The organism is Streptococcus sp. HMSC10E12, from assembly GCF_001807855.1.
Classification (GTDB): domain Bacteria; phylum Bacillota; class Bacilli; order Lactobacillales; family Streptococcaceae; genus Streptococcus; species Streptococcus salivarius.
Genome location: NZ_KV791087.1, coordinates 216,193 through 227,765, shown reverse-complemented (window position 1 = coordinate 227,765; position 11,573 = coordinate 216,193). Strand labels below are relative to the sequence as shown.

13 protein-coding genes are annotated in these 11,573 nt (G+C 38.3%); 5 read left to right on the top strand and 8 right to left on the bottom strand.

Annotated elements, in window-relative coordinates; genetic code table 11:
- Window positions 1–107: 107 nt before the first annotated feature.
- From HMPREF3112_RS04230 to HMPREF3112_RS04210, 5 genes are all read right to left on the bottom strand, one after another.
- Entirely contained in the window at window positions 108–1,172 is a 1,065-nt protein-coding gene (locus tag HMPREF3112_RS04230) for a BMP family lipoprotein (RefSeq protein ID WP_305366750.1), read from the bottom strand.
- A 67-nt stretch (window positions 1,173–1,239) separates the two neighbouring features.
- The gene (locus HMPREF3112_RS04225) at window positions 1,240–1,638 is read right to left on the bottom strand and encodes a cytidine deaminase (RefSeq protein ID WP_070438321.1); all 399 of its coding nucleotides are present in this window, start codon (window positions 1,636–1,638) and stop codon (window positions 1,240–1,242) included.
- Window positions 1,625–2,287 carry a deoxyribose-phosphate aldolase gene (deoC, locus tag HMPREF3112_RS04220; RefSeq protein ID WP_070438318.1) on the bottom strand — a complete coding sequence of 221 codons (663 nt, stop codon included), beginning with the start codon at window positions 2,285–2,287 and terminating at the stop codon, window positions 1,625–1,627. Before deoC ends, HMPREF3112_RS04225 begins: the two co-directional genes overlap by 14 nt.
- Before the next feature lie 33 nt (window positions 2,288–2,320).
- The gene (locus HMPREF3112_RS04215; protein WP_070438315.1) at window positions 2,321–3,598 is read right to left on the bottom strand and encodes a pyrimidine-nucleoside phosphorylase; all 1,278 of its coding nucleotides are present in this window, start codon (window positions 3,596–3,598) and stop codon (window positions 2,321–2,323) included.
- On the bottom strand, window positions 3,595–4,185 hold the full coding sequence (locus tag HMPREF3112_RS04210; RefSeq protein ID WP_014633038.1) for a class I SAM-dependent methyltransferase: 591 nt from the start codon (window positions 4,183–4,185) through the stop codon (window positions 3,595–3,597). The genes HMPREF3112_RS04215 and HMPREF3112_RS04210 overlap by 4 nt, the downstream gene beginning before the upstream one ends.
- A gap of 112 nt (window positions 4,186–4,297) precedes the next feature.
- On the opposite strand from HMPREF3112_RS04210, the gene coaA reads away from it, so the two are divergent.
- Entirely contained in the window at window positions 4,298–5,218 is a 921-nt protein-coding gene (gene coaA / locus HMPREF3112_RS04205; RefSeq protein WP_022496694.1) for a type I pantothenate kinase, read from the top strand.
- A 69-nt stretch (window positions 5,219–5,287) separates the two neighbouring features.
- A complete protein-coding gene (gene rpsT, locus HMPREF3112_RS04200; RefSeq protein WP_004182129.1) occupies window positions 5,288–5,524 on the top strand; it encodes a 30S ribosomal protein S20 in 237 nt (78 codons plus the stop codon).
- Between the two features lie 77 nt (window positions 5,525–5,601).
- On the opposite strand, the gene HMPREF3112_RS04195 is transcribed toward rpsT, so the two are convergent.
- From HMPREF3112_RS04195 to HMPREF3112_RS04185, 3 genes are all read right to left on the bottom strand, one after another.
- Window positions 5,602–7,017 carry a sensor histidine kinase gene (locus HMPREF3112_RS04195; protein ID WP_037600837.1) on the bottom strand — a complete coding sequence of 472 codons (1,416 nt, stop codon included), beginning with the start codon at window positions 7,015–7,017 and terminating at the stop codon, window positions 5,602–5,604.
- Entirely contained in the window at window positions 7,007–7,681 is a 675-nt protein-coding gene (locus tag HMPREF3112_RS04190; protein ID WP_002891134.1) for a response regulator transcription factor, read from the bottom strand. Before HMPREF3112_RS04190 ends, HMPREF3112_RS04195 begins: the two co-directional genes overlap by 11 nt.
- A 197-nt stretch (window positions 7,682–7,878) precedes the next feature.
- Window positions 7,879–9,549: a formate--tetrahydrofolate ligase gene (locus tag HMPREF3112_RS04185; protein ID WP_004182072.1), complete on the bottom strand. Its 1,671-nt coding sequence runs from the start codon at window positions 9,547–9,549 to the stop codon at window positions 7,879–7,881.
- A 194-nt stretch (window positions 9,550–9,743) separates the two neighbouring features.
- On the opposite strand from HMPREF3112_RS04185, the gene HMPREF3112_RS04180 reads away from it, so the two are divergent.
- The 3 genes from HMPREF3112_RS04180 to HMPREF3112_RS04170 are packed head-to-tail and all read left to right on the top strand — an operon-like array spanning window position 9,744 to window position 11,566.
- The gene (locus tag HMPREF3112_RS04180) at window positions 9,744–10,427 is read left to right on the top strand and encodes a phosphopantothenate--cysteine ligase (RefSeq protein ID WP_022496696.1); all 684 of its coding nucleotides are present in this window, start codon (window positions 9,744–9,746) and stop codon (window positions 10,425–10,427) included.
- Entirely contained in the window at window positions 10,420–10,965 is a 546-nt protein-coding gene (coaC, locus tag HMPREF3112_RS04175) for a phosphopantothenoylcysteine decarboxylase (protein WP_070438312.1), read from the top strand. The genes HMPREF3112_RS04180 and coaC overlap by 8 nt, the downstream gene beginning before the upstream one ends.
- Window positions 10,966–10,993: 28 nt before the next feature.
- Window positions 10,994–11,566 carry an ECF transporter S component gene (locus HMPREF3112_RS04170; protein WP_070438309.1) on the top strand — a complete coding sequence of 191 codons (573 nt, stop codon included), beginning with the start codon at window positions 10,994–10,996 and terminating at the stop codon, window positions 11,564–11,566.
- Window positions 11,567–11,573 lie beyond the last annotated feature (7 nt).

Here is an 11,573-nt window from a genome sequence, read left to right as displayed (position 1 = left end):
CTTCCAAGAATAATTTTTATTTCAGCAAAGGGGATCATTATCTGCTTCCCTTTGCTGAGACAAAAATTTGTCTCAGTCTAAGTTCTATAAAGACTTATACTTAACTATTATTTGCTAAGACCATCAGTTGGTTTCAATTCACCATTCTTGATTTGTTCTTTAGCTTTTTCTACTGCATCCTTGATATCTGAAGGAAGATTAGACGTTACAATGTCAACACCACCGTCTTTGATACCGTAAGTCTTAGTTTTACCACCTTCGAATTTATCGCCTTTGACTTGTCCGTTAGCAATATCTTTAACAACTGTACCAACTTGTTTGATTGTTGAAGTCAAAACAAAGTTAGATTTTTTCTTGTCTGAAGATGTATAATTACCTTCTGCTGTTTGGTCACGGTCAACACCGATTACCCATACTTTCTTATCGCTTTCAGCATCAAGTTTTTCGTTAACTTCTTTAGCAGCTGTGAAAACACCAGTACCAGTACCACCAGCAGCTTGGTAGATTACGTCAACGCCTGAAGCATACATAGTTGAAGCAATTGTTGTACCTTTAGCAGCGTCTGAGAATGATTCAGCATATTGAACTTGTACGTCGATGTCAGGTTTTACTGATTTGGCACCTGCTGTAAAACCAGCTTCAAAACGTGTAATTGTATCTGATGTTTGACCACCAATGAAACCAACTTTATTTGTTTTTGATTGCATTGCTGCTGCGATACCTGCAAGGTAAGCACCTTCGTTATCGGCAAACAAAACGCTCTCAACATTCTTTTGGTCTTTGATAACATCATCAATGATTACGTAGTTAACATCTTCATGTTCCTTAGCAGCATCTGAAACAGCATCATGAAGGGCAAAACCAACACCAAAGATGAGGTTGTAACCTTGGCTTTGAGCGGCTGACATATTGTTTGCAAAGTCAGACTCTGAGTTTGATTGGAAGTAAGTAAAGCCAGAATCTTTTTTAAGTTTGTTAGCTTTACCCCACTCTTGGAGTCCTTCCCATGCTGATTGGTTAAATGATTTATCATCTACCCCACCAGTATCTGTAACGATAGCAGCTTTAACTTTAGAATCAGCTGCTGATCCACCACGTCCGCCACGAGCACATGCTGCAAGACCAAGTGCTGCTACAGCAACAAGGCCAAGACCGATAATTTTCTTGTTCAATTTCATCTTGAACACTCCTCCTATAACTTGCAAGAAAACTTGCTTAATAAAGAATAAAACAACTAGACTATTGTAAGTCCGTAAAAGAGTATGGTAACAACTCTCCGACTGTCATCTCGACTGTCGATTTATCTTCAGCGATAAGAATCACTTTAGAATCGGATTTAAAAAATTCAACCATCACTTGGCGACAAGCACCACACGGTGAGATGGGCTCTTTGGTGTCTCCGTATACTGCGAGACATTCAAAGTCACGGTGTCCTTCAGATACCGCTTTAAAAATAGCCGTTCTTTCTGCACAATTGGTCAATCCAAAAGAGGCATTTTCTATATTGCAGCCTTGAAAGATTTCTCCATTTTTTGTAATCAAAGCCGCACCAACTCTAAACTTAGAGTAGGGAACATAGGCATTTTCTGCTGCCAATCGAGCTGCTTCTATCACTTGCTCTTTTTCAATAACTGTCATGACTTTCTTGCCCTTTCATTATGGCCACTCCTGACGAAGTACCAATACGGGTTGCACCAGCTTTGATAAAGGCTTTAGCCGCCTCAAGTGTACGTGCTCCACCAGATGCCTTGACTCCCATAATAGGACCAACAGCTTCTCGCATAAGTTCAATATCTTCAATGGTAGCACCACCAGTAGAAAACCCTGTAGATGTCTTCACAAAATCTGCACCTGCCAGTTTTGCTAATTGGCAAGCTTCGACCTTTTCTTCATCAGTCAATAGACAAGTTTCAATAATAACCTTCACAAGTTTTCTTCCACTAGCTTCAACAACAGCTTTAATATCGTCTTCAACTAATTTAAGATTTCTAGATTTAAGAGCACCGATATTGATTACCATATCAATTTCATCCGCCCCATTGGCAATAGCATCCTTGGCTTCAAAAGCCTTAACTGCAGAAGTCGATGCTCCCAAAGGAAAACCGATAACCGTACAAACTTTAACAGAACTATCTTTTAGCAATTCAGCTGCCGTTTTGACCCAAGTTGGATTAACACAGACGCTGGCAAACTCATACTTCTTAGCCTCATCAATTAAGGAAAGAATCTGTTCTTTATTAGCATCAGTTTTTAGTAAGGTATGGTCAATATAGCTATTAACAGACATAGACAAACTCCTTGATTAGAATTAAATTAAGGGTTAGCGAATTATCTTTAATATTTCTGTCGTTTCTTTACATTTACTACCCATAATAACATTTTTTTCGAATTCAGTCAGCATTTTTTCAGATAAAATTTCTTGGCTATAGACCTTGGCAATAAGGTCTCCTTGAGTCACAGAATCGCCAACTTTCTTTTCAAATACAATTCCTGTTTCATAATTAAGACTATCTGACTTCGTAGCTCGACCTGCTCCTAATTGCATAGCGAATTTTCCAAATGCCATAGCAGGTAACTCTTTAATGTAACCTGTTTCATGAGCATGAATATCTGTCACAACAGGAGCACTGCTATGACGATAAAGATCAGTCAAATCACCACCTTGAGCTTGAATGAGTTCTTCAAACTTAGCAAGGGCTTTTCCACCCACTAAGTGCTGACGAATCTCTTCTTGGCTAGCTTCGACCTGAGCCAAATCTAATAGAATCTCAGCCAACTCACAGATAAAGTCAGTGATATCTTCACGTCCCTTACCTTGCATAATTTCAATAGCCTCTGTGATTTCTAAACGGTTACCAATAGCCTTACCTAGTGGCTGACTCATATCTGTAATAACTGCAATCGTTTCACGATTGACCTCATGCCCTAGTGCAACCATGGTCTCTGACAACTTCTCAGCGTCAGACATATTTTTCATGAAAGCGCCTTGACCAACAGTAACATCCAGTAAAATCTTATCAGCGCCTGCTGCAATCTTTTTGGACATAACAGAGCTTGCGATTAGAGGAATGGAATCTACTGTTGCAGTGACATCACGCAAGGCATAAAGAAGTTTATCAGCCTTAACCAAATGCTCAGACTGACCAATAAGGGAAATCCCAATGTCTTTAACTTGCCGAATGAACTCTTCCTTGCTACGCTCAACCTGATAACCTTTGATAGACTCTAATTTGTCAATTGTTCCACCTGTGTGTCCGAGACCACGACCACTCATCTTAGCCACTGGAACGCCAAAGCTAGCTACAAGCGGCATCAGAATGATGGTTACCTTATCACCAACGCCTCCGGTCGAATGTTTATCTACCTTAATACCTGGAATTTCTGACAAATCATATTGTTCGCCTGAAGCAACCATATCAGTGGTCAAATCATGGATTTCACGAATAGACATACCTTGATAATAAATCGCCATCGCCAAAGCAGCTATCTGATAGTCTGGTATTTCCCCAGACACATAGCCATTAATGAGATATGAAATTTCCTCTGTGCTTAACTCGCCACCATCTCTTTTCTTTTCAATTAAATCAACTGTTCTCATAATTTCTCACTTCTAAGGATATAATATCCTTTAGCCTTTTTAACGACTTCAGCATTACCAAACACATCCTCCATCTTAGCCTTAGCTGACGGAGCACCTTGTTTTTTCTGAATAACAATAGTTAGGTTACCACCTTGATTGAGATAATCATATGCCTCCTCGATAACTTGATGAACCACTTTCTTGCCCGCACGGATAGGTGGATTAGAAATAATATAGTCAAAACTTCCAGTGACATTTTCATAGATATTTGATTGGAAGATAGTAGCTTCAACCTTATTTCGTTGAGCATTTTGTCTAGCTAAATCAATCGCCCTACTATTGATGTCAATCATAGTGACTTTAACTCCTTGGACCTTGGCTAAACTGATACCGAGAGGACCATAGCCACAACCCACATCTAAAAGCGTTTTGCCAGCTTCCAAATCTAATGCACTCAAAAGCACTTGACTCCCAAAATCAATCATTTTTTTAGAGAAAACCCCAGCATCTGTATAAAACTGAAAACTTTCTCCTAATAAGTTTACCTTTAAATCGTGAATATCGTGAGCCGCATCTGGCGTCTCAGCATAATACATTTTTGACATTGTTTTTTCCTTCTAGATAGTACTTTTTCTCTATCGTATCATAAATAGAAAAGTAAGGCTAGTGAAATGACAAGGCTTACATTCGACCTTTTTTTCTGCTATAATGTTATTTATGTTAAATGAATTTATCAATTTCGAAACGATATCACGCAAGGAATGGCAACGCCTTCATAAAGAGGACAATGCCCCATTGACTGCAGAAGAACTGGATTCCATTCGCAGCCTTAATGATAAGATCGATGTGCAAGAAGTTAGTGACATTTATCTTCCTCTTATCAATCTTATTCGTATCTATCAGAAAACTGCCAATGATCTGACCTTTTCTAAAAGTATCTTTTTACAAAAATCACAGACTAACCGTCCATTTATTATTGGGGTATCTGGTTCAGTTGCTGTTGGCAAATCCACTACCAGTCGTTTGCTTCAACTCTTGTTGCAGCGTACCTTTCCCCAATCTAATGTTGAACTTGTGACAACTGATGGCTTTCTCTATCCTAACCAAACCTTGAAAGAAAAAGGCATCCTTAATCGTAAGGGCTTCCCTGAGTCCTACGATATGCCACTTCTTCTCAACTTTTTAGATACTATAAAAAATGGTGGTGATGTCAATATTCCTGTTTACTCTCATGAAATTTATGATATTGTACCAGGACTTACCCAAGAAATCAGACAGCCCAATTTTCTAATTGTCGAAGGGATTAATGTTTTCCAGAACCCTATTAACCAACGACTTTACATGAGTGACTATTTTGATTTTTCTCTCTACATTGACGCTGAAGTTAATAATATCGAATCCTGGTATCTTGAACGTTTTCAAACCCTTCTTGAGCTTGCCAAAAAAGATGAAAACAACTACTACCATAGTTTTACTAAATTTAGTAAGGATGAAGCTTTATCTTTAGCACAAAAAACCTGGCGTGATATCAATTTGGTTAACCTGGAAAATTATATCGAACCTACACGAAGTCGAGCTGAACTGATTCTTCACAAGGGAGACAATCATAAAATCGACTTCATCCACTTAAAAAAATAGAAAAAGCTTGCAAAGGGGCCTAAAATAACGTATAATGACATAGTTAGATAAATTTTGGAGGTGAAAACATTGGCAAATATTAAATCAGCTATCAAACGCGCTGAACTTAACGTTAAACAAAACGAAAAAAACTCAGCTCAAAAATCAGCTTTGCGTACTGCTATTAAAGCATTCAACGCTAACCCAACTGAAGAAGCTTACCGTGCTGCATCAGCTAGCATCGATAAAGCCGCTTCTAAAGGTTTGATTCATAAAAACAAAGCAAGCCGCGATAAATCACGTCTTGCAGCTAAATTGGCTAACTAATTGAAAGCTCCATTTAGGAGTTTTTTTATTACCTAAAAAACCTGCTAGATTATCGTCTAGCAGGTTTTCTTTATTAATTAAACTCCGGTGATCTTAACTTCAAAAATCGTTCCCTTTGGTTGATTATCTTTTACAACAATTGTTCCTTTAAGGGCTAAAACAATTTGTTGCGCTAGGGATAAGCCAAGTCCAAACCCACCTTTTTGTCTGGTTCTAGCCTTATCTACGCGATAAAATCGATCAAAGATTTTTTTCTTATCACTATCTGATATTCCAGGACCATTATCAGCTACACAAATATAAAGATGGCGGTCATTAGTGCGGACAGTAAAGGTAACATGTCCGTCATCCTCCGTATATTTAATAGCATTATCAAATAAGATGGTCATTAACTGTTTCAATAACGTTTTATCAGTCTGGATTGGACGACCAACTTGGTTTTGAGCCGTGAAACCTTTCTCATTTTCTTCTGCAATCATGGCATAGTTGGTAAATACTGTATCAAAGAAAGCAGGTTCTAAGGTTTCGATTTCTGGTTTAATACCATCGTCACGACGAGCCAAGTTCAAGAGATTAGTCGTCAAAAGACGCATATTACGTACTTCATCAAGACTTGATGCGATATTCTCAGAATTATCTAAAATGGTGCTCTCAGGTTTTCGGAAAAGAACTTCTAAACGGTTTTGGATAACTGCAAGTGGCGTGCGTAACTCATGACTAGCATTTTCAACAAAAGCCTTCTGCTTCTCCAAGCTTTCCTGGATAGGACGTCTTGACCACTTGGCCAAATACATACTAGCCGCAACAGATAAGAGCCAGAAGAAACTCATCATGATGACAATGAGCTTAACATAACGTTCAGTAGCTTCTTCCAATTGAGTTGTATTAATCGCAATAACAAGGTACTTAGCATCAGGATAGAGACTATTGTCTACTTTTTCAGTAATCAGACGGTACTTTTCCGTTTGATCGAAATAATTCTGAGCACTTCCCTTGCTGATAACATCAATGTTATTTTTGTCTATTGGTAAATTGGATAAGCTTGAAAATTTATCAACAACATTAAGGACTTTTCCATTCTTATCAAGTACCAAGACACTAGTATTTGCCGCAACAGATAAATCGTGAGGGGTATCTTCAATTTTTGATTTCTTCTTAGGTTCTTTTTTAGAGCCACTCGAGTCAGGTGTTTCAGCTGTCGACTCTTTAGTATCATAGGCTTGGTAAATGGTTGTCGTATTATTTTGATCCACCTCAGAAGTCAGAAAAAGTTCCCGTTTGAGCATTTCCATTTCTAAATAAGAATTGGTCTTAGTGGCTGCCATTTTCAGACTAGAGTCCACATTGGAATAAACGCCATAACTCAAAATCTGTAAAATCATGACAGTCATGATAAGGAAAATACCAGAAAAAGTGGCAAAGAAATGAATGAACGACTTAAATCCGTCTGACTTGATTCTCCTAAAGAGATAATTGAAAAATTTAGTCAGCATTCTTCAAAATATACCCCACACTTCTCAAGGTTTGGAGGTTAGCAGCAAAGTCTGTTCCTTTAAGTTTCTTACGAATTTTAGAAACATAAACCTCGACAACTGATACTGTGGTATCACTATCAAATCCCCAAAGACGGTCAAAAATTTGTGACTTAGGCAAGATGACATTTTGATTTTGTAAGAAGTAAACTAATAAATCAAACTCTTTACCAAGAAGTTCTACTTCTTTATCCCCCACAAAGGTTGAATTTGTAGCAAGATTGACACGAACATCTCCAAAAGAAAGTGTGTTTTGATCAAATTTACCAGAGCGTTTCAAAAGTGCTTGAATACGCATCTTCAACTCTTCTAAATAGAAAGGTTTGGTTAGATAGTCATCTGCCCCCAGTTCAAAGCCGTGCCCCTTATCGTCTAGACTTTCCTTAGCCGTCATGATAAGTACAGGAGTTGTTACACCTTTTTCACGTAATTCTCTAAGAACCGTGAAACCATCTTTTTCAGGTAACATAAGGTCTAAAAGAATCAAATCATAGACGCCACTTTCAGCTTCGTAGAGACCTTCATCTCCATCAAAGACTTGCATCACATCAGCAAAGTCATCTAAAAAATCAAAAACTGAGTTCGACAAACTCAAATCATCTTCTACTAGTAGTATTTTAATCATAGTTATCCCCCTTGTTAGGTGTCAAAGATACAAATAACACTTTGACTAAGTTTTATCATTATATCTAAAATAGACGTAATCATCTAGTGCTTTGATCTTCTTTTATTTAGATTTAGTCTACTAAACTTTCCTTAAGTTTTTCATAACTCAAACAAAAAACAGCACCAATAGGTACTGTTTTATATCGATATTTCTTCTTAGAACAAACCAACAGCTGTTCCGTCTTCAGCCACGTCCATCTTGAGGGCTGCTGGTGCTTTTGGAAGACCAGGCATTGTCATGACGTCACCTGTAAGAGCTACGATAAATCCAGCACCTGTTTTAGGAACAAATTCACGGATAGTGATATCAAAACCTTCTGGTGCTCCAAGTAAGAATTGGTTATCTGAGAAGCTATATTGTGTTTTGGCCATACATACTGGCAATTTATCCCAACCGAATTCTGCAAATTGTTTGAGTTGGTTCTTAGCTTTTTTCTCGAAGACAACTGATTTACCACCATAGATTTCAGTAACAATCTTAGTGATTTTTTCTTCCAAGCTATCATCATCAGAATAAAGACGTTTATAGTCGGCATTACCATTTTCAACAGCATCAACTACTGCGTTGGCAAGGTCAATACCACCATCAGCACCATTAGCCCAAACGCTAGCCAATTCAACAGGAACATCGATTTCTGCACAAAGTTCTTTAAGGGCTGCAATTTCAGCTTCTGTATCAGCAACAAATTCGTTAATAGCAACGACTGCTGGAAGACCAAATTTACGAACGTTTTCCACATGACGTTTCAAGTTTGCGAAGCCATCACGAACAGCCTGAACATTTTCTTCAGAGAGGTCAGTTTTGGCTACCCCACCGTGCATTTTGAGGGCACGAAGTGTCGCAACAATAACAACGGCATCAGGAGTTGTTGGGAGGTTTGGAGTCTTGATATCAAGGAATTTTTCAGCACCAAGGTCAGCACCGAAACCTGCTTCAGTAATCGTATAATCAGCCAAACGAAGAGCTGTAGCTGTAGCTAGAACTGAGTTACATCCGTGAGCGATATTGGCAAATGGACCACCGTGTACCAAGGCTGGTGTTCCATAAATTGTCTGTACCAAGTTTGGTTTGATGGCATCTTTAAGAATAAGGGTAAGCGCACCTTCAATTTCAAGATCACGTACATAAACTGGTGTACGGTCATAACGGTAGGCAACTACAATGTTAGCCAAACGTTCTTTAAGGTCATTAATATCAGTAGCCAAGCAAAGAATCGCCATGATTTCAGACGCAACAGTAATATCAAAACCATCTTCACGTGGAATACCATTAAGTGGTCCGCCAAGACCAACGTTTACATGACGAAGCGCACGGTCATTAAGGTCAACCACACGTTTCCAAATGATACGACGTTGGTCAATGCCGAGAGCATTCCCTTGGTGAATATGATTGTCAAGAAGGGCTGATAAAGCATTATTTGCTGTAGTAATAGCGTGCATATCCCCTGTGAAGTGGAGGTTGATATCTTCCATCGGAAGCACTTGAGCGTAACCACCACCTGCAGCACCACCTTTGATTCCCATAACCGGACCAAGTGATGGTTCACGAAGGGCAATCATTGTTTTCTTACCAATTTTGTTAAGAGCATCTGCAAGACCAATTGACATGGTTGATTTCCCTTCACCAGCTGGTGTTGGGTTGATAGCTGTCACCAAAATCAATTTTCCTGGCTTATTGTCTTTGACAGCATTGATTTTATCAAATGACAATTTTGCCTTATATTTTCCGTAGAGTTCCAAATCGTCAAAGCCGATTCCAACTTTTTCAACTACTTCTGTGATTGGTTTTAATTCTACACTTTGAGCAATTTCGATATCTGTTTTCATGAGACACTCCTCTATATTTTTCTAGAATCTATTATATCAGAGTTTGATAAAAAACGCATTATTTTTGGTTAATTACTTTTCAATGTTCGGTTTTTGTTTTGTTATAAATCGTTATAACTTTAATTTATAGGGGTACGCCTCAAAAATACTTACTTTTTATTTACTAAAGACCCAATTTTTAGTACAATACTACTATGAAAATTTTGATTACATCGGGTGGTACCACTGAAAAGATTGATGCTGTACGTGGAATCACAAACCATTCAACAGGTTATCTAGGAAAGGAAATCGCTGAACTTTTCTTGGCTAAGGGTCACCAAGTAACCTTAGTAACGACCAAGACAGCGGTTAAACCAGAACCGAAAGAAAATCTAAAGATTACAGAAATTACGAACGTAGAAAGTCTTCTCAAAAAGATGGAGCCACTCGTCAAAGAGCACGATGTTCTTATACATAGTATGGCAGTCTCTGATTATACTCCTATTTATATGACGGATTTTGCTGAACTGGAGGACACCGAAGATCTCGCTCAATTCTTGCATAAATCTAACACTGAAAGCAAGATATCATCGGCTTCTGATTATCAGGTTCTTTTTCTTAAAAAAACACCGAAGGTCATTAGCCTCGTCAAACAATGGAATCCTGATATTCAATTGATTGGCTTCAAACTTTTGGTTAATGTAAGTAAAGAAGAGCTTTTTGAGGTTGCTCGTGCAAGTCTGAAACACAACAAAGCTGATATTATTGTTGCCAACGACTTGAGTGACATTACTCCAAATCAGCATATTGCCTATCTTGTTGACGAAAAAAACGAGGAGAAAGTTACGACTAAATCTGCGATTGCTCGAGCCTTATTTGAAAGGATATGCCATGACTAAACGTATCATCCTTGCTGTTTCAGGATCAATATCTGCCTATAAAGCAGCTGATCTAACAAGTAGGTTAAAGAAAAAAGGTTATGACGTTCACGTCATTATGACTGAAGCTGCTCAAGCCTTTATCACCCCTCTGACACTTCAAGTTCTCTCGAAGAACCCCGTTCACACTGATGTCATGGAAGAAAAATTAGCTGAACGTATTAATCATATTGACTTAGGAAAAGAAGCTGACCTCTTTATTGTAGTTCCAGCTTCAGCAAATACCATTGCCAAATTAGCACATGGTATGGCCGATAATATGCTTACTGCTACTGCTTTAGCTTTACCTAGCACTACCCCAAAACTAATTGCCCCTGCAATGAATACGAAAATGTATGAAAATCCACTGACTAGGAAAAATTTAGATACTTTGCATGACCTTGGCTACCAAGAAATTCTTCCAAAATCAGGTTTACTGGCTTGTGGAGATACGGGACGCGGTGCCTTAGCTGATATCGATGACATTATTGAATCCATTAACAATGCTTTAACAAAATAGCCTTGTAGAGAATAAAAAGGAGTTTATGATGAATAAGAAAAATAAAGCAAACCAAACAGCGCAGTTAGCGCTCTTGATAGCGACTATGGTTGTTATCGAAGTACTTAGTCAAACCATCTTTGCCGCTTTTGTACTTCCAATTAAACCAACCCTAACGCACATCCCAGTTATTATTGCTAGTATCGTCTATGGTCCTAAAATTGGAGCCTATTTGGGTGGTTTCATGGGAATTATGAGTATTGTTCGTAATACAATCATTTATACGGTTAGTAGCTATCTCTTTAGTCCCTTTGTTGAAGGGGGAACTTGGGCATCTGCAGTCATTGCCATCGTCCCTCGCATCCTAATCGGTATTTTCCCTTACTTTGTCTACAAGTTACTTCAAAACCGTCTAGGTTTGACTCTATCTGGGGTTTTAGGTGCTTTCACAAATACATTTTTCGTACTTATTGGCATCTACTTCTTAATCCCTAACTTCTACACAGCGGGTGGAAAAACACTAATGGCAACCATTTTCACAACAAATTCGATTGCTGAAATGATTATCGCTGGTCTGTTAACTCTAAGTATCACACCAGTGTTACTGCGATTGAAAAAATAAAGAAAAA

Bases quoted from the DNA above. Each gene is read 5' to 3' on its own strand.
- HMPREF3112_RS04225 (WP_070438321.1), bottom strand. From the start codon at position 1,638: ATGACAGTTATTGAAAAAGAGCAAGTGATAGAAGCAGCTCGATTGGCA.
- deoC (WP_070438318.1), bottom strand. From the start codon at position 2,287: ATGTCTGTTAATAGCTATATTGACCATACCTTACTAAAAACTGATGCT.
- HMPREF3112_RS04215 (WP_070438315.1), bottom strand. From the start codon at position 3,598: ATGAGAACAGTTGATTTAATTGAAAAGAAAAGAGATGGTGGCGAGTTA.
- HMPREF3112_RS04210 (WP_014633038.1), bottom strand. From the start codon at position 4,185: ATGTCAAAAATGTATTATGCTGAGACGCCAGATGCGGCTCACGATATT.
- coaA (WP_022496694.1), top strand. From the start codon at position 4,298: ATGTTAAATGAATTTATCAATTTCGAAACGATATCACGCAAGGAATGG.
- HMPREF3112_RS04195 (WP_037600837.1), bottom strand. From the start codon at position 7,017: ATGCTGACTAAATTTTTCAATTATCTCTTTAGGAGAATCAAGTCAGAC.
- HMPREF3112_RS04190 (WP_002891134.1), bottom strand. From the start codon at position 7,681: ATGATTAAAATACTACTAGTAGAAGATGATTTGAGTTTGTCGAACTCA.
- HMPREF3112_RS04185 (WP_004182072.1), bottom strand. From the start codon at position 9,549: ATGAAAACAGATATCGAAATTGCTCAAAGTGTAGAATTAAAACCAATC.
- HMPREF3112_RS04180 (WP_022496696.1), top strand. From the start codon at position 9,744: ATGAAAATTTTGATTACATCGGGTGGTACCACTGAAAAGATTGATGCT.
- coaC (WP_070438312.1), top strand. From the start codon at position 10,420: ATGACTAAACGTATCATCCTTGCTGTTTCAGGATCAATATCTGCCTAT.
- HMPREF3112_RS04170 (WP_070438309.1), top strand. From the start codon at position 10,994: ATGAATAAGAAAAATAAAGCAAACCAAACAGCGCAGTTAGCGCTCTTG.